The organism is Ruegeria sp. AA6 (assembly GCF_056542865.1).
In genome coordinates, this window is the sequence record NZ_JBQGAN010000001.1 from 543,391 (window position 1) to 561,526 (window position 18,136).

General features: G+C 56.4%; 15 protein-coding genes. 7 read left to right on the plus strand and 8 right to left on the minus strand.

Annotated features, from left to right (window positions below):
* Positions 1-41 precede the first annotated feature (41 nt).
* The gene (gene gap / locus ACR0LN_RS02525) at positions 42-1,043 is read right to left on the minus strand and encodes a type I glyceraldehyde-3-phosphate dehydrogenase (protein ID WP_480427566.1); all 1,002 of its coding nucleotides are present in this window, start codon (positions 1,041-1,043) and stop codon (positions 42-44) included.
* Positions 1,044-1,225: 182 nt separating this feature from the next.
* Here gap and ACR0LN_RS02530 point away from each other — a divergent pair, with 182 nt between their 5' ends.
* Together ACR0LN_RS02530 and ACR0LN_RS02535 are read left to right on the plus strand one after the other, a co-directional pair.
* On the plus strand, positions 1,226-2,191 hold the full coding sequence (locus tag ACR0LN_RS02530; protein WP_480427568.1) for a DUF808 domain-containing protein: 966 nt from the start codon (positions 1,226-1,228) through the stop codon (positions 2,189-2,191).
* A 143-nt stretch (positions 2,192-2,334) separates the two neighbouring features.
* A complete protein-coding gene (locus ACR0LN_RS02535) occupies positions 2,335-2,673 on the plus strand; it encodes a GYD domain-containing protein (protein ID WP_480427569.1) in 339 nt (112 codons plus the stop codon).
* 50 nt (positions 2,674-2,723) lie between these two features.
* Here ACR0LN_RS02535 and tkt read toward each other — a convergent pair whose 3' ends face one another.
* Positions 2,724-4,745, minus strand: coding sequence for a transketolase (tkt, locus tag ACR0LN_RS02540; RefSeq protein ID WP_480427571.1), 2,022 nt, complete (start codon positions 4,743-4,745; stop codon positions 2,724-2,726).
* A gap of 246 nt (positions 4,746-4,991) precedes the next feature.
* Between tkt and ACR0LN_RS02545 the strand changes: the two genes are divergently transcribed.
* The 3 genes from ACR0LN_RS02545 to ACR0LN_RS02555 are packed head-to-tail and all read left to right on the plus strand — an operon-like array spanning position 4,992 to position 6,534.
* Positions 4,992-5,789, plus strand: a complete 798-nt coding sequence (locus ACR0LN_RS02545) for a hypothetical protein (RefSeq protein WP_480427573.1) — start codon at positions 4,992-4,994, stop codon at positions 5,787-5,789.
* Complete coding sequence (locus tag ACR0LN_RS02550) at positions 5,789-6,181, plus strand: cell division protein ZapA (RefSeq protein ID WP_480427575.1); 393 nt, start codon at positions 5,789-5,791, stop codon at positions 6,179-6,181. The genes ACR0LN_RS02545 and ACR0LN_RS02550 overlap by 1 nt, the downstream gene beginning before the upstream one ends.
* On the plus strand, positions 6,178-6,534 hold the full coding sequence (locus ACR0LN_RS02555) for an MliC family protein (RefSeq protein WP_480427577.1): 357 nt from the start codon (positions 6,178-6,180) through the stop codon (positions 6,532-6,534). Before ACR0LN_RS02550 ends, ACR0LN_RS02555 begins: the two co-directional genes overlap by 4 nt.
* On the opposite strand, the gene grxD is transcribed toward ACR0LN_RS02555, so the two are convergent.
* From grxD to ACR0LN_RS02585, 6 genes are all read right to left on the minus strand, one after another.
* Positions 6,535-6,900, minus strand: a complete 366-nt coding sequence (gene grxD / locus ACR0LN_RS02560; protein ID WP_480427578.1) for a Grx4 family monothiol glutaredoxin — start codon at positions 6,898-6,900, stop codon at positions 6,535-6,537. It abuts the gene before it with no gap.
* Positions 6,887-7,165 (minus strand): hypothetical protein, encoded by a 279-nt coding sequence (locus tag ACR0LN_RS02565; RefSeq protein ID WP_480427579.1) that lies wholly within the window; start codon positions 7,163-7,165, stop codon positions 6,887-6,889. Before ACR0LN_RS02565 ends, grxD begins: the two co-directional genes overlap by 14 nt.
* A 247-nt stretch (positions 7,166-7,412) precedes the next feature.
* On the minus strand, positions 7,413-7,649 hold the full coding sequence (locus ACR0LN_RS02570) for a BolA/IbaG family iron-sulfur metabolism protein (RefSeq protein ID WP_480427580.1): 237 nt from the start codon (positions 7,647-7,649) through the stop codon (positions 7,413-7,415).
* A gap of 134 nt (positions 7,650-7,783) precedes the next feature.
* Positions 7,784-9,943, minus strand: coding sequence for a phosphoribosylformylglycinamidine synthase subunit PurL (gene purL, locus ACR0LN_RS02575; protein ID WP_480427581.1), 2,160 nt, complete (start codon positions 9,941-9,943; stop codon positions 7,784-7,786).
* 165 nt (positions 9,944-10,108) lie between these two features.
* Positions 10,109-12,394, minus strand: coding sequence for a mechanosensitive ion channel family protein (locus ACR0LN_RS02580; protein ID WP_480427583.1), 2,286 nt, complete (start codon positions 12,392-12,394; stop codon positions 10,109-10,111).
* A gap of 279 nt (positions 12,395-12,673) precedes the next feature.
* Positions 12,674-13,582, minus strand: a complete 909-nt coding sequence (locus tag ACR0LN_RS02585; RefSeq protein ID WP_480427584.1) for a LysR family transcriptional regulator — start codon at positions 13,580-13,582, stop codon at positions 12,674-12,676.
* Positions 13,583-13,751: 169 nt separating this feature from the next.
* Between ACR0LN_RS02585 and ACR0LN_RS02590 the strand changes: the two genes are divergently transcribed.
* Both ACR0LN_RS02590 and ACR0LN_RS02595 read left to right on the plus strand, forming a co-directional pair.
* Positions 13,752-17,171, plus strand: a complete 3,420-nt coding sequence (locus ACR0LN_RS02590; protein WP_480427586.1) for an indolepyruvate ferredoxin oxidoreductase family protein — start codon at positions 13,752-13,754, stop codon at positions 17,169-17,171.
* Positions 17,172-17,251: 80 nt separating this feature from the next.
* Entirely contained in the window at positions 17,252-18,130 is an 879-nt protein-coding gene (locus ACR0LN_RS02595) for a lysophospholipid acyltransferase family protein (RefSeq protein ID WP_480427588.1), read from the plus strand.
* Positions 18,131-18,136 lie beyond the last annotated feature (6 nt).

The following is an 18,136-nucleotide window of genomic DNA, read 5'->3' on the forward strand; positions in this document are numbered from 1 at the left end:
TAACCTGAGCGGGCGAAAAGGATCAAGAAACCAAATCAGTCTTAGTTAAGGCGACCCATAGCAACTGCGACGTCGGCCATGCGAACCGAAAAACCCCATTCGTTGTCATACCATGCCAGAACGCGAACCAACCGACCATCAACCACGCGGGTCTGTTCGGGCGCGAAGATCGAGCTTTCTTCGGTGTGGTTGAAATCGGTCGAGACCAGCGGTGCGGGTTCATAACCAAGGACGCGCTGCATCGGGCCTTGCGCGGCTTCACGCACGATCTCGTTGACTTCTTCAACGGTCACTTCGCGTGTGGCGCGGAAGGTCAGATCAACGGCGGAAACGTTCGGAGTAGGAACGCGGATTGCGGATCCATCCAGGCGACCCTTCAGATTCGGAAGCACTTCGCCAAGGGCAGCCGCAGCACCAGTGCTTGTCGGGATCATCGACATGGCGGCGGCGCGAGCGCGGTAGAGGTCGCTGTGGCGGCGGTCGAGGGTAGGCTGGTCACCGGTATAGGCGTGGATCGTGGTCATGATGCCGTTTTCGATGCCGATGCCTTCGTCCAATACCTTGGCAAGCGGAGCAAGGCAGTTGGTGGTGCAGGACCCGTTCGAGACCATATTGTCGTTTGCGGTCAGAGTGTTGTGGTTCACTCCGAACACGATGGTTTTGTCGACATTTTTGCCCGGTGCGGACAGCAGCACCTTGCCTGCGCCGCGTTCCAGATGGGTTTTTGCCTTGGTGCCGTCGTTGAACTTACCGGTGCATTCCAGAACGACGTCACAGCCTTCCCAGTCCAGCTCGTTCATGTCGTAGGTCGAGTACATTTCCATCGGACCGCGACCCAGATCCATCGTGTTGCCATTGATTGCAATATCACGGGGAAAACGACCGTGGATGCTGTCGTATTTCAGAAGATGCGCCGAGGTTTCCAACGGGCCGGTTGCGTTGACCTTGATCACTTCGATGTCGTTACGGCCTGACGCGGCGATGTGCGACAGGGTGCAGCGGCCGATGCGGCCAAAACCATTGATACCGACCTTGATGGTCATGTGACGTCTCCAAAATGCGCTTGCGTTTCAGGCCATATAACGGCGAAACCGGAATCTCAAAAGGGCAAAAGCGGCATATTTTTAAGGTGTTAGCGCAAACCTGTGCCGATTGCGCTAACGCTTGCGCTAGCTGAAAGATCGGGTAGGGTCCTGTTGCGGCAGGTGACAGGAAAGGAAGCGCAATGAGCGGTCTGTTGGCCCTTTTGGATGACGTGGCGGGCATCGCCAAGGTGGCTGCGGCCTCGGTGGATGACGTGGTTGCCGCTGCGGGCAAGGCCGGGGCCAAAACGGCTGGCGTGATCATCGACGATGCCGCTGTCACTCCGAAATATGTGCAGGGCTTCGCTCCCGCTCGGGAATTGCCAATTATTTGGCGGATCGCGCGGGGATCGGTGTTCAACAAGCTCGTGCTATTGCTGCCGGTGGCTTTGTTGCTGGCCAATTTTGCACCTTGGCTGATCACGCCATTGCTGATGATCGGCGGGTCGTATTTGTGTTTTGAGGGGGCAGAGAAGATTTTCCACGTCTTGTTCCCGCATGGCAGCCAAGCCATCGACGAAGACATGAACGTGCGCGATCCGGGTCATCTGGAGGAGCAAAAGGTCAGGGGGGCTATCAAGACGGATTTCATCCTGTCGGCTGAGATCATGACCATCGCTCTGGCGGCTATTGAAGCGCCGAATCTATGGATGCAAGCGGCGACTTTGGCGGTTGTGGGGCTTGGGGTGACAGTGGCCGTCTATGGCTCGGTCGCGCTGATCGTGAAAATGGATGATGTGGGACTGTATCTGGCGCAGAACGCGCCGACGCCCGTCGGGCGCGCGTTAGGTCGCGGTTTGGTCAAGGCGATGCCTACAGTGATGAAGACATTGTCCATCGTTGGCACCGCTGCAATGCTCTGGGTCGGTGGATCGATTGTCATTCACGGGATGGAGGTTCTGGGTTTTGGCTGGCTGGGCCATCACATTCATGACTGGGCCTATGCCATTGGTCACTCTGTATCCGAGCAGTGGGTTGGTGCAGTTGAGTGGATATCCAAGGCCACTATGGATGGTATTTTCGGCCTTGCCTGGGGATTTGTTCTGATCCCGGTTGCGACGCGTCTGGTTTCTCCGCTTTTGGCCAGTTTCCAGTCACGAAAAACATAACGAAAAACCTGATTAACCTTACGCGCCATACCCGTCGGTGTGTTGAATGCGTTTGAGTGATATGGTTCGGGCGCACGCGATAGTCTTGCGTGCGTTGAAGAGTCCATTTTCAGACGCAAATCAAATACTTTCAGGAGGAGTTTATGGCACTTTTTTTGCTAATGGCTCGGTTTACACCGCAAGCCCTGGCGGCGGTCGTCGAAGGGGAACTCAACCGAGAGGAAATGGCGCGAAAGGCTGTTGAAGCCGCGGGAGGTAAACTTGTCGGGTTTTACGGTCTTGTAGGGCAGGAATATCACATCGCTTTTGTTTGTGATTTTCCTAAGATGAGCGATTTTCTTGCAATCGAAATGTCTGCTAACGTGCTGGGGTCCAACGAGAAACTAAAATCCATTCCGCTTTACGGCTGGAGCGAGTACAAAGACGCGCTTGAGACCTACAAGGCGGTCAAGGAAGTTTACACGCCTCCTGGACACTCATAAAAAAACGCCGACTTTTTGGGTCGGCGTTTTCCTGTTGTAAGGGTGATTGGTTAGGCCAAAAGTTCCTTGACCTTTGCGACGGTGGCCTCGGCGGTGATGCCGAAATGTTTGTATAGCTCACCCGCTGGGGCAGACGCGCCAAAGCTCGACATGCCGATAAAACCTGCCTTGGCTTCGCGGCCACGCTCGCCCAGCAACCAGCGGTCCCAGCCACCGGCGCGGACGGCTGCCTCGATGCCGACGCGGACGGCACCAGCGGGAAGAACGCGCTTGCGGTAAGCTTCGTCTTGCTCAGCGAACAGTTCCATGCAGGGCATGGAGACGACACGCGTGCCAATGCCTTCAGCCTCAAGCAAAGCCTTGGCCTCAATCGCCAGCGAAACCTCGGAGCCGGTCGCGATCAGGATGGCCTGACGTTTACCTTCCGCTTCCGCCAGAACGTAGGCGCCTTGTGCAACCAGGTTCTTTGATTTGTGCTCTGCACGTACGGTCGGCACGCCCTGACGGGTCAGCGACAGAACCGAAGGGCTATCCTTGAAGGTCAGCGCCAGTTCCCAGGCTTCGGCAGTCTCAACCGTATCCGCGGGGCGGAACACATAGGTGTTCGGCGTTGCGCGCGAGATTGCCAGATGCTCGACCGGTTGGTGGGTCGGGCCATCTTCTCCCAGACCAATCGAATCGTGAGTCATCACGAAAACCGACGGGATTTTCATCAGGGCTGCCAGACGCATAGAGGGGCGGGCATAGTCGGTGAAGGCCATGAAAGTGCCGCCGTAGGGGCGGATGCCACCATGCAGCGCCATACCATTCATCGCAGCGGCCATACCATGTTCGCGGATACCGTAGTGGATGTAGCGGCCCTTACGGTTTTCCGGCAGGAACACGCCCATATCCGCAGATTTCGTGTTGTTCGAACCGGTCAGGTCAGCCGAGCCGCCCACAGTCTCGGTCATGATCGGGTTCACGACGTTCAGAACCTTTTCAGACGATGCTCGGGTCGCCAGTTTTGGCTGATCCTCGGACATCTGTTTTTTGAAAGCGCGGATCGCTCCAGCCAGCTTCTTAGGCGCTTCAAACGCATAGGCGCGGTTGAACTCGGCCTGCTTGCGCTCGGAGATTTGCGCGAAACGCTCTTCCCATGCGGCGCGCTCAGCTGCTCCACGGGCACCGATGGCTTCCCAGGCGGATTTCACGTTTGCGGGGACTTCGAACGCGGCATGGGGCCAACCGTAACCGTCTTTTGCCGCCTTCAACTGTTCCTGATCCGTTAACGCACCGTGACCTTTCGAGGTATCCTGCGCAGCGTGTCCAAGAGCGATGTGGCTTTCGCAAGCGATCATCGTCGGCTTGTTCGACTTCTTCGCCTGAATGATCGCCGCGTCGATGGCTTGCGGATCATGGCCGTCGATCTCAATCACATGCCAGCCCGAGGCCGCGAAACGGCGTACCTGATCGGTGCGGTCGGCCATGTCAACGGTGCCGTCGATGGTGATGTTGTTGTTATCCCAGAAAACGATCAGCTTGCTTAGCTCATGACGGCCAGCCAGCGTGATCGCCTCTTGGCTGACGCCCTCCATCAAGCAGCCGTCTCCCGCGATGACATAGGTATAGTGATCGACGATCTTCTTGCCGTAATGCGCGCGTTGGATTTCTTCGGCCATGGCAAAGCCCACGGCGTTTGAAATACCCTGACCCAGCGGGCCAGTGGTGGTCTCGATCCCGTCAACCAGAAAGTTCTCAGGGTGACCTGCGGTTTTGGCGCCCAACTGGCGGAAATTCTTGATCTCATCCAGCGTGACGTCGCCATGACCAGTGAGATACAGCAGCGAATAGATCAACATCGAACCGTGACCTGCCGACAGGATAAACCGGTCACGATCCGGCCAGCTCGGGGCCGAGGCGTCGAATTTCAGGTGCTTTTCGAACAGCACGGTCGCGACGTCGGCCATGCCCATCGGCATACCGGAATGGCCGGAATTGGCGGCGGCGACGGCGTCAAGGGTCAGGGTGCGGATGGCCGCAGCTTTGTCCCAGTGTTCGGGGTTTGCATTGCGCAGCGCAGTCAGGTCCACGGGCGTTGTTCCTTTGGATTACAGGCAGATGGGCGCTCAATACCATCCACCCCCCAAAGTGCAAGCGGAACTGGTTGTTTCGGTGGGGTTTCGGTGCACATGTGGTTCAAGAATGCGGCCCAAGTATTTGAAAGCAAACAGTGGGTATTTTCGACCCCATTGGGTTAGACTAGGGCAATACGCGGGTTATGTTGATTCGGACATGACCGCGAAATGAACGAACCTTGAAAATGAGGTGGCAGGGGCATGAGCCAGATCGAAGAATTACAGCGCCGTATCGTTGCCGCGATGGATCGGATAGGACACGGCGTCGATGCGCTGCGCGAAGCCACACCGGTCGGCGGCGTAGGGGACGACGCCTTGCGCGCGGCATTGGATGATGAGCGGATCGCCAACGCGCAATTGGAAGAACGCCTAAAAACCCTAAAGGAACGACACGACCAGGAAGTCAGCGCAATGCGCGCGGACATGGAAAGTCTGCGCACAACGCCAGTAGAAGACCCTGAAAATGGCATGTTGCGAAAGCAGCTGGCAGAGGCAAGCGCAAAGCTGGCCGCGGTCGAGGCCGCGCGTTCTGAATTGGCAGCAGCCAAAGAGGCGCTTGAGAACCAGGATGAGCTTGAGACGCTGAAAGCCGAGAATGCACAGCTAAAAGCTGCGGCAAGCGCAGCGCAAGAAATTAAAGCCGAAAACGCGCGTTTGCGGTCAGAGCTGGCGGATAGTGAGCGCGTAGCGGAGTTGAGCGCTGAGTTGGATATGTTGCGCGCTGAGCGTTCCAGCCATGGGGCCGCTATGTCTCGGTTGGATGACGATCTTCAGCGGATGCGAAAGGCCAACGAACAGTTGCGCCATTCGGTGGATGAACTGCGGGCCGCCGCGGCCGAGGGTATTTCTGATGCCGATCTGCTCAATCGGGCCACTGTGGCCGAGCTGGAAGCGACACGCGCCGCGCAGGCCACCGATGCAGCCGAGGCGCATGCAGTTCTGGCCCGATTGGAGCCTTTGCTGTCCAAAGCGAAACTGGCGGAAGGAGAGGTTGAATAATGCCCGAAGTGACCATTCAAATCGGCGGGCGCGGCTTTGACGTCTCGTGCCAAGAGGGCGAAGAGGCTTTTCTGCACTCGGCAGCCAAGATGCTGGACGACGAGGCTCAGGTTCTGTCCGATCAGATTGGCCGGATGCCCGAGTCGAGAATGCTGCTTATGGCTGGGCTAATGTTGGCCGACAAAGCAGCCGGAACCGAGGACAGGATCAAGGCGCTGGAAGCGAAACTGGCCGAGATGGAATCGGAACTGCATACGTTAAGAAACATGCCGCGACCCGAGCCAGAGCGGATTGAGGTCGCCGTCGTGCCGCCGTCTGTAACCGATACTCTGGCAGAGCTGGCTGCACGGGCCGAGGCTTTGGCATCTGTGATTGAAGAAAGATCTACATGATGAAAGCAGCAAAAACGTTTGCCTGTGCCGCAACCGTGGCTTTACTGGGCAATGCGGCTTTTGCCGAGATAGATATACTGCCGGTCACTTTTACCTGCCAGAATGGGGTTCCACTACAAGTTGCGTATTTCAACGCGCCCGACGGCTCAAGCGCAGCAGCGATGATGGTGGACAACCAGCTTGTCACTCTTCGACAGGTCGAGAGCGGGTCTGGTATTCGCTATGAATCCAGCGGTGGGGCGGGAACCTACGTTCTGCGCTCCAAAGGGTGGGAAGCGACAGTTAGCTTTCTGGCGACAGGTGCGGATGCCGCCAGTGAGCAAGTCGTTTTGGAAAACTGCGTCAGCGGTTGATCAGCCGGCGTTCGCTTCGCGAATTTTATCAGCGGCTTCTTTGTTGTAGCCGACGCCGTTGTCGTCAAACAGTGTGTCCAACTCGCCCGACAGGGTCATTTCTGTGATGATGTCGCAACCGCCGACGAACTCGCCTTTGACGTAAAGCTGCGGAACGGTCGGCCAATCGGAATAATCCTTGATGCCCTGACGTACCTCTTCGTCGGCCAGAACGTTCACATCGGTGTAGTCCACACCCATGTAGTTCAGCACGCCAGCAACGCGGGACGAGAACCCGCATTGCGGCATCTCTTTGGTGCCTTTCATATACAGCACCACGTCATTTGCTTTTACGGTTTCGTCGATTTGGGTTTTAACGTCGGTCATCTTGCTTGTCCTCTTCACCCGCATCTCGGGCTGTCGTTTCAGTTTGAGCGGGGTCCGGTCCCCATCCTTCTTTCTCTAGCCGCCGATGTTCGGCCTGCGCCAGGGCCAGTGGGTCCAGCCCGTATCTTTCTATGCCGCCAACCTTGCTGATTTTGTCCGGGTCAGGACGCATCTCGACGAGTTTGCGCTTTTTGTTGCGCTTCAAATAGGCTTCGATCAGCGCAGCGGCAACTATCAATGTTGCGATTACGCCTATCCAGAACATCCAGCCATTCATTTTTTCGGAGCCATTGCTTTGGCGTACTCCTGAGGGTCTCTCGTGACCCGGGAAACTGTTACATGACCGCCACCGCCACCCAACACAGTTCCATGGTCTATGAGTTGGTCACCCTGACCGGGTTCCGCGCCCCTAATTTTTTCAGAACGCTCATTTTTTATCGTAGATCTGACAATAATGACGCTGCCGACGACGGCGATCAGTCCGCAAATGCCATATATCCAGATAGCAACGTTCATTCAGGCACTTTTGTTGTCAACGCCAGCGCGTGCAGCTCTCCGTCCGGGCCGTCCATCTTGCCTTTCAGCGCCGCATAGACCGCGCGTTGTTGCTGTACCCGGTTTTTTCCGCGAAAGCTTTCGTCCACGACCATGGCGGACATATGCACGCCGTCATGCCCGCCGACCTGAATTTCCGCGTCTGGAAAGGCTTCGCGCAGCAGGTGTTCGATTTCGTGGGCGTTCATCGGCATGTAGGTAACTCCATAAGGTCTTTCCCAAGATGTAGAGCGCCGGGGCGAGGCGTGCAAGGGCATGATGGGGGGCTGGAAACGACAAAACCTGCACCGGGCCGGCGCAGGTTTCGCGATTCATTTTTGATCCGAGATCAGGCCACAGCCGCTGCAAAGCTGGCTCGGAACGTGTCTGTTAGTTCGGCCAGTGGCGCTTCGGAGCTGCCGATCTTCACCGCGTCACCTGTGAAGCGACCAACCGACACAAGCGGAACCCCGGCCTGACCGGCCGCGATCATCAGCGCTTCGGCTTGATCGAAGTTGCACGCGACCAGATAACGGGCCTGATCTTCGCCAAACAGGAATTCTGTCGACGCTTCGTCAAGATGGACGCCCACGCCAGCGACCTCCGCCAGTTCGAACGCGGCCAGCGCAAGGCCACCATCGCCCAAATCGGTACAGGCTTTAATCATCTCGCGATTGGCACGGATGAACTCGCCGTTGCGTTTCTCTGCTTCCAGATCGACCTGCGGCGCGTCGCCGTCTTCGCGGTTGAACACTTCGGCCAGCAGGGCAGATTGGCCCAGATGGCCGTTGGTTTCGCCGATGACTAGCGCGACATGACCGTCGCGGACCTCGTTGCCGATAATCTCATCGGTGTGCGCCAGCAGGCCCACCGCGCCGATGGTCGGGGTTGGCAGGATCGCCTGACCGTCTGTCTCATTGTAAAGCGAAACGTTGCCCGACACGATTGGCATGTCCAGAGCGGCGACAGCCTGACCGATGCCCTGAATCGCGCCGACGAACTGTCCCATGATCTCGGGTTTTTCGGGGTTCCCGAAGTTCAGGTTGTCAGTGGTGGCCAACGGTTTGGCACCCACTGCGGTCAGGTTGCGGTAAGCCTCGGCCACGGCTTGTTTGCCGCCTTCAATGGGATTGGCGCGGACATAGCGCGGGGTCACGTCTGATGTGAAGGCCAGCGCCTTGTCGGTGCCGTGTACGCGAACCATGCCTGCGCCCAGACCCGGCGTACGGGCGCTGTCTGCCATGACCATTGTGTCATATTGCTCGTAAACCCACTGCTTGCCCGCGTAGTTGGGGGAAGAGAGCAGGGCGCGCAGACCGTCAATTGGGTCAATCTGAGGCACTTCGGCCAGTTCTTCAACATCTGGCGTCGCAACCCAGGGGCGGTCGTATTCCGGCGCAGTCGAGGAGAGTTTCGACAGAACCAGATCGGCTTTGACCTCACCATTGTGCACAATCAGGAAACGGTCCTCGGCAATTGTCTCACCAACGATGGCAAAATCCAGATCCCATTTTTCGAAAACAGCGCGGGCTTCGGCTTCAAGCTTGGGCTTGAGAACCATCAGCATGCGTTCCTGAGACTCGGACAGCATCATCTCGTACGCGGTCATGTTCTCTTCGCGCTGCGGCACGTTTTCCAGATCAAGGCGCACGCCCAGACCGCCCTTGTCCCCCATCTCAACGGCGGAACAGGTCAGGCCAGCAGCGCCCATATCCTGGATCGAGATCACGGCGCCGGTCTGCATCAGTTCGAGCGTTGCTTCCATTAGACGCTTTTCGGTGAAGGGGTCACCGACCTGAACGGTTGGGCGCTTTTCTTCGATGGTGTCGTCGAACTCGGCCGAGGCCATAGTCGCACCGCCGACGCCATCACGGCCAGTTTTGGCCCCCAGATATACGACAGGCATGCCAACGCCTGAGGCTGCCGAATAGAAAATCTTGTCACTGTCGGCCAGACCAGCGGCAAATGCGTTCACAAGGCAGTTGCCATTGTAGGCGGGGTGAAAGCGTACCTCTCCGCCGACGCACGGCACTCCGAAGCAGTTGCCATAGCCACCGATGCCTTCGACCACACCGTTGACCAGTTGACGGGTCTTGTGGTGGCCAGGTTCACCAAAGGACAGCGCATTCATAGATGCAATCGGACGCGCGCCCATAGTGAAGACGTCGCGCAGGATGCCACCGACGCCTGTAGCTGCCCCTTGATAGGGTTCGATGTAAGACGGGTGGTTGTGGCTTTCCATTTTGAATACGACGGCCTGACCGTCGCCGATGTCGACCACCCCAGCGTTTTCACCCGGTCCGCAGATCACCTGAGGGCCCGAGGTGGGCAGGGTGCGCAGCCATTTCTTGGAAGATTTGTAGGAACAGTGCTCGTTCCACATAGCCGAGAAAATACCAAGCTCGGTGAAGGTCGGCTCGCGCCCGATGATCTCAAGTATCATGTCGTATTCGTCGGGCTTGAGCCCGTGTGCAGCGATCAGATCGGGGGTGATTGCGGGCTCTTGCATCTTCTGTCCTGTGTCCAAGTGGGCCGAGATTGGGCGCCTTTTAGGGCAAGGGCGCGTCGGTGGAAAGAGTTAAGACTGGCACTAATGGTTTTCCTGTGGTCGTCCAGTCAAAAAAGCCGCCCGACAGGAATGGCGGGCGGCTTTTATAGTGCTGGGCGTTGTTTCTTATTTTGGAGCGCCAGTTCCAGAGCCGGGCTTTTGCTCTTGCTGCTCGGCTTGCTGGTTGGCGATTTCGCCAGCCGCCGCACCGATCGCGGCTTTTTGCTCTTCATTCAAATGTTCCACCTCGTCCAGACCGGGGATCGCAACGCGCACCTCACGGCGGGCAAAGTCGATGCCGTTCTCTTTGAACGCGGCTTTGACCCGGTTGAAGATCTCCTTGCGAAGGGTGAACTGCTTGCCGGGTTTGGCCATGAACTTGCCTCGGATGATCATGCCGACATCGTCAAAGTCGAAGACGCCCTGAGATTTAAACGGTTGCAGGAAACCATCCTTGTGGACTTCGTCCTCCATCATTTCGGCACCGATCTTTTTAAAGATCTTCTTCACCTTGTTCGGATCGGTGTCGAATGGCACGGTGAATTTCAGTTTCATGATGACCCAGTCACGGCTGTAGTTGGTCAACTTCTGAATCTCGCCGTAAGGGATCGTATGAACCGGCCCGCGATGGTGGCGTAGCTGCATGGAGCGGATCGAGATTTTTTCGACTGTACCAGTGGTGCCGCCGACATCGACATATTCGCCAACACGGAAAGCGTCATCAACTAGGAAGAAGATGCCGCCGACGATATCGGCCACCAGTTTCTGAGCGCCAAAGCCGATGGCCAGACCCAGAACACCGGCACCGGCCAGCAGTGGCGTGATGTTGATGCCTAGCGCGCCTAGAGCCAGCAACACAAATATCACCGAAATCGCCACCTGAGCAGTGACACGCAGCAGCGGTAGGACCGTTGCCAGACGCGATCCACCTGATCCGCCTCCTTCTCCGGCCTCTTCGTCGGGGCTTTGTTCGGCTGCGGTTTGCTCTTTTGCCAGACGCCGATTGATCCATAGCGAAACAAGTTCGTTCAGGATGTAACCTACCGCAATGATGATGAAGAACTGAACCAGCTTGCTGCCAGATTCATCTCCGCCACCTGCGATTTCCTGCAGGTCCAAATCCCAGGCTCGGGCGATCATCAGGATCACCAGAATGCCAGCCAAAACCCTGCCTATGCGGATATAGCTGCGTTTGGTCGACTTATAGGCCCGCTCGGCCACAGGGCCTTCGCCCTGCATCGGTGGCTGCAGGTGACGCACCAGGCCACGGATCAGCGTGTCAAGCGCCGGGGCAATCAGCAACCAGAACATGGTGGCGAAATGCGCCCCCTGAACCAAAAGAGCGAGAGACGACGGATTGCGCTGCGCCACCAAAAACTCGACCAACAGCCAGATTGCTGCAGACACTCCGATGGCGAAGTAGGGATAGTAATGCGCAACTTCTTCGTCGAACTTGGTGTGATCAGGGTCCGTTCCCAGCATCATTTGAGACAGCCCTTCGCGTGCCTTCCAAGCAATTACGCCGATATAAATATGAATCGCTGCGTTCAGCCAGAACCCGATGCGCGTCTCATCTCCGGTGACGCCGTTAAGCCCGTTGAAGCGGAGCAGGAACAATGTGAACCCGATCAGGATTAGCAGTCCGATCAAATTGCGATTCAGGTATTTCGCCCAGTGATCCGTGATATTAACCAAGCGGTAGTGCGGCTTGTTCGGCGCGAGGACAAAGCGCGAAACCGCAGCGCCCAGACGTGGCACCCAGATCAGATAAAATACGAAAGGCGCTGCATATGTAATTTGTTCGGGCGTCAACAATGCGCGTCCGACGGCGCGAATTACCACGTAAAAGACCACGAGACCGGCAATTTCGTGGCAGAAGCGAACGAACAGATATCTAGCGGCGCCCCAGAGGTCATTCTCATCCGCATGATCTGCTTTGCTGTGCCATTTACGTGTCAGCAGGCCAAACAGCTTTTCGGCAATGAATCCGACAACCAATACACTGAAAATAAGACCCATCAGCAACAGCGCACCGTTCGAGGTGAATTTGTCCGTGAAGTTACTGACAGCCTTGGCCTGTGCGCTGAAGATATTCGGAATGGTCGTGATGACATGGGTCCATGATGCGACCATTTCGGCCCAAATCTCGTTGATTTCGGTAATTGGGTCTTCCCTGTCCTCTGCTTCCGCAGCGCGTTGTTCGGCGACCGCGTCCAAACGCTCCAACAAAATAGCGCGGACTTGATCGTCAGACATACGGGCGACCAGGTCGTCCACCTGTTCAGGCGTGAGATCATCGGGAATCGTGATTGTGGTTGTTGGACTTCCGCCGCCGTTGTCCTGCGCCCAAAGCGGCCCTGAAAGGCAAATAACCGAAAGTATCGCCAGAAAAAGGCGAATGGAGTGAAACATCGAATCTGTCCTCGAACACAAGTCTTGATGATTTTTTTGTGATCATAAGTCTAAGTGTCGGAGATTCACAGATGTTTTGCCGTTCTGGGGGCGCAGACATTGTTTGAAAGCAAAAAAAAGGCCGAGCACTAAGCTCGGCCGTAGTCCAACAGGGAGGTATGAAGATGATGAGCGTTTCAGCATCACCGCCTTCGAGTGCTCATTTAGGGATCACTTTGTGAACGATCAAGGATTATCAGGCTGACCACAGGTCATGTCCGCTATGCTGATTGTGCATAGCTAGAGTTTTCCCATCAGCTTCAATTGCTTGCGCTGTTCGACAATCTCATCCTGAACGAAATCGCGGAAGGCCGCGACGCGTTTTGAGTGGCGCAATTCCTCAGGGTAGGCGAGGTATACGGGAACATCCGCGCTTTCGATGTCAGACAGGATAGGAACAACGTTGGGAAGCCCCTGGGTCACATAGTCCGGCAGGACACCAATACCCAGATTGTGCAACACGCCCTGGAGCACGCCAAAGTAGTTGTTCACAGTCAGCAGGGAACCGGGATTGTAAGTCATTAAGTGGCGCACCATCGCGGCGCTTGCGCCGACTTGCGGTGCTGCAGGTGTCTGGCAGATCAGCCGGTGATCTTTGATTTCATCCAGAGACGTCAGCATTCCGCCGTGAGTCTCAAGATATTCCTCGGTCGCATATAGCTGCATCTGAACAGTCATCAGGCGCTTACGGACTAGATCGGCCTGGCTGGGCTCTTTCATCCGAATGGCGACATCGGCTTCACGCATTGGCAGGTCGAGAACGCGTTCTTCCAGCATCAGGTCAATGTTCAGATCAGGATATTGCGCGTACAGTTTGGGCAGGCGTGGAGCCAGCCACAAGGTGCCAAAGCCGAAGGTGGTGGTGACGCGCAGAACGCCAAATACTTCTTCCTCGCTGTCGCGGATGCGCGCCGCGGCGGCGTCCAGGCGTTTTGACATCGCAGATGTCGCGTCAAACAGCAGTTCTCCTTGCTCGGTCAGTATCAACCCACGCGCGTGGCGGTGAAACAGTGTCGAATCGAGCGATTCTTCCAACGCCCTGATCTGGCGACTAACGGCCGATTGCGACAGATTCAGCTTGTCACCTGCATGAGTCAGGCTGCCTGCATCCGCAACTGCGTGAAATATCCTAAGCTTGTCCCAATCCATCGCCGCAACTTTCGTTATCCTTCGGAACGCCTATATGAAATAGATAACAACTTCTACATTCAAAGGCTGAAAACCTTGGGATTCAGAGGATAAATACTATGCAGGTCAGAATTTATGACCTAAAATGAGGGAAAATGTTGCACACTGATCTGACGAGGGGAGGCGTCTGATGAGTCAGCCACAAATATCGCTGAATGACCGCTTTGATTTAGAGAAAAACCCCATTCTTCTGAATGGCACGCAAGCGCTTGTGCGACTGATGTTGATGCAGAAAGCGCGTGACACTCAGGCGGGGTTGAATACGGCTGGTTTGGTAACCGGTTATCGCGGCTCTCCGCTGGGGGCAGTAGACCTGCAGATGACGCGGGCGCAGAAGCAACTGGCCGAGAGCGACGTCACCTTTCAATACGGGCTTAACGAGGATCTGGCTGCCACCGCGCTATGGGGCAGTCAGCAGGCCGGCCTGCGCGGTGACGGCAAGTTCGATGGAGTATTTGGCCTTTGGTACGGCAAGGGTCCGGGGGTCGACCGGTCTGGTGACGTTATGCGCCACGCCAATATGGCGGGCACTGCCCAGCATGGCGGTGTGTTGATGGCGATGGGCGATGACCACACGGGCGAAAGTTCGACTGTGCTGCATCAGTCCGAGTGGTCTTTGGTAGATATGTATATGCCGGTCGTTAGCCCGGCAGGCGTGCAGGAAATTCTGGATTACGGCATCTACGGATTTGCGCTGAGCCGCTTCTCGGGTTTGTGGGTCGGCCTTAAGACAATGAAAGACACGATCGAGGTCACGTCGGTTGTCGATGGCCGTTTTGACCGCATGAAACTGGCCGTGCCTCAATTCGACATGCCCGAGGGCGGGTTAAACATCCGTCTGGGCGACACACCGCACCTGCAAGAGGGGCGGATCATCGACTATAAACGCTTCGCTGCCGAGACGTTCTCGCATGCCAACAAGATGGATCGCAGGGTTTGGGGTAAACCCGGTGCCAAGATCGGGTTTGTCGCTGCGGGTAAAAACTGGCTGGACCTGGCCCATGCGATGTCGCTGCTGAACATCGACGCGGAAGAGGCCGAGCGGCTGGGGATTACAACCTACAAAATTGGCCAGACCTTCCCGTTGGATATGACCGGATTCCACGATTGGGCTGAAGGGCTGGATCTGATTGTTATCGTTGAGGAAAAACGAAAACTGATCGAAGTTCAGGTCAAAGAGGCCATCTTTGACGACCGCCGAGGGCGTCGCGTTTACGGTTGGTACAAGGGCGGAGCAGGAACGCTGCATCGCGAGGAATTGTTCCCCACACGTGGTGCGCTGGACCCGAATATGATCGCCGAAAAGCTGGGCGAGATCCTGATCGAAGAGGGGCGCGAAACCGAAGGCATTCGTGCCGGTCTGACTAAACTTTCCGAGGCGCGCCGGGCTGACAATGCTGAAGAAATTGCGACGCGCCTGCCGTATTTCTGTTCGGGCTGCCCACATAACAGCTCTACTCGGTTGCCGGAAGGCAGCCGCGCCTACGCGGGGATCGGCTGTCACTACATGGTTCAATGGATGGATCGAGAGACCACCGGGTTCACCCAAATGGGCGGTGAGGGCGCGAACTGGGTTGGCGAAGCGCCGTTTTCGAACACCAAACACGTGTTTCAGAACCTCGGCGACGGGACGTATAATCACTCGGGCGTGCAGGCGATCCGCGCGGCACTATCGGCGGGTACGAATATCACCTTTAAAATCCTGTTTAACGATGCAGTCGCCATGACTGGCGGGCAGGAGAACGAAGGCGGCCTGACGGCGGAACGGATCGTGGCCGAGGTCAAGGCCATGGGCGTTCAGCATGTCGCCGTGGTTTACGATGAAAAGGAAGACGTCAACTTCAAGGCTCTGCCCTCGGGAGTTGAGACCTATGAACGCGCCCAGTTGATGCGTGTTCAGGAACAATTCCGCGAAATCGAGGGTGTGTCGGTCATCGTCTATATTCAGACCTGCGCCGCTGAAAAGCGCCGTCGGCGCAAGCGCGGCCATTTTCCCGATCCAGACAAACGCGTGTTTATCAACACTGATATCTGCGAAGGCTGCGGTGATTGCGGCGTGCAGTCGAACTGCGTATCGATCGTGCCGAAGGAAACCGAATTCGGTAGGAAACGCGCAATTGACCAATCCAGCTGTAACAAGGATTTCTCTTGCCTCAGTGGGTTTTGTCCGTCGTTCCTAACCCTGGAAGGCGCAATCATTCGGAAAGAAGCAACGACAGAGATTGATCTGCCGGATTTGCCAGAGCCGGTTCTGCCTGAAATCAAAGGGACGCATAACGTCGTGATCACCGGAGTTGGCGGTACCGGTGTTGTGACGTTGGGGGCCATTTTGGCTCAGGCCGCTCAAATTGACGGAAAGGGCGCTGGAATGATGGAGATGGCCGGGTTGGCCCAAAAGGGCGGCGCGGTTCATATCAATTGCCGATTGGCCAACAAGCCCGAAGACATCAGTGCAATTCGGGTCGCGACGGGCGAGGCGCACGCATTGATTGGCGGTGATTTGGTCGTCTCGGCAGGGGCCAAAACGCTTGGCCTTACACGCGCAGGCCAAACAGGCGCGGTGGTCAACAGCCATGAAACAGTAACAGGTGATTTCACGCGGGACACCGAGTTTCGTATTCCCGGTGACCGGCTTGAGCTAGCTTTGCAAGCTCGGCTGAAAGAGGGTGTCACGTTATTCGATGCAACCGATCTGGCTCGTGCCGTGATGGGAGACTCGATCTATTCCAACATGATGATTTTTGGCGCCGCCTGGCAAAGAGGCTTGTTGCCGATCAGTCACAGCGCAGTGTTGCAGGCGATTGAACTGAATGGAACTGCTGTCGAGCGCAACAAGCGCGCCTTTGACATCGGTCGTTGGGCTGTTCTGCATCCGGAAGAAGTCGCGCGGATACTAGAGCCTAACGTGGCTGATATGCCGAAGTCCCTGGAACAAGTTATTGAACATCGTGCGCAGCACTTGATCGCTTACCAAGGAAGCCGTTTGGCCAATCGCTATCGCAAAATGATCGACGTGTTCGAAGACAAAGATATCCGAATGGCAGTAGCAAAAGGGTATCACAAGCTGTTGTCCTATAAGGATGAATATGAGGTTGCGCGCCTGATGCTGGACAGCCGCGAAAAGGCCGCTGACGAGTTTGACGGTGATTTCAAAATGACCTTCTATCTGGCTCCACCGATTTTGGGCGGCACCGGATCGGACGGTCGTCCTAGTAAAAGAGCGTTCGGAGAGTGGGTTTTGAAGCCGATGAAGTTTCTCGCGCGGTTGAAATCTCTGCGTGGAACGCCGCTGGACATCTTCGGCTATAGCGCGGAACGGCGCATGGAGCGCGCCCTGATCAAGCAATATGAACGCGATATCAAAGATGTAGCGCCGCTTGTTTCAGCGCAAAACCGTGATGCAGTAATTGCTCTGCTACAATTGCCGTTGGATATTCGCGGGTTTGGACCAGTACTTCGCGCCAACGAAGCCAAAGCTGCCAAACGGCGTGAGGAATTGCTGGGTATTATTCGTGACGGAGGGCCAGAGCTGCGCGCCGCCGCTGAATAAATCGTCACGGGAATGTCACGAAAGCTAGGCAAAATTGTTGCTTACACTTATTTAGCAGGCAGCAAACCTCGGAGAGTCGTATGCCCTCGCGCCGCCATGTCGCTCGTGACATTTCCTATGCCCATTCCGCCGAAACCAAAGGCGGGAAGATGGTGATCAAACTGATGGAAAATACGACGGGCCGCTTGCGCCTTATCAAGCGCGCGGACGGGTACGAGCATGAGGTCGCCAACGGGCGCGACTTTTGGTCGGTCATGGTAGATCGCTATGGGTTGAGCTTGGATGTCGTCGGCGGGTCGCTGTCGAATATTCCAAAGGACGGTCCGCTGATTCTGATCGCCAATCATCCTTACGGAATCCTGGATGGGTTGATGATGGGGCACATGTTGTCCGCTACGCGCGGTGATTTCCGTATTCTGGCACACCGCGTGTTCCGTAAGGCCGAGGATATCAACCGCATCATCCTGCCGATCTCGTTCGATGAGACGAAAGAGGCGATGAAACTGAACCTCGAAACCCGCAAGACTGCGCTGAACTATCTGGGCGAGGGCGGTGCGATCGGCATTTTCCCCGGTGGAACCGTTAGTACTGGGGTCAAGCCATTCTCGCATCCTATGGATCCGGGCTGGCGCGGGTTCACGGCTCGGATGGTGGCAAAATCCAACGCGACCGTAGTACCGGTTTTCTTTGACGGCCACACCTCACGCCTGTTCCAGATTGCCAGCCATTTGCATAACACCCTGCGCATGGGCTTACTGATCAAAGAGTTCAAAAAGCGTGTTGATACTCCGGTCAAAGTGGTGATCGGAGACCCCATTGGCCGCGATGTTCTGGACCCATTGGCCAAGGATACGCGCAAGATGATGGATTTCTTGCGCAAAGCCACGTATGAGCTGTCTCCGACGCCGTTGAAGTCTTATGACTACGGCTATGAATTCGAGGAACGGCATCGCGCCTAAAGGGGC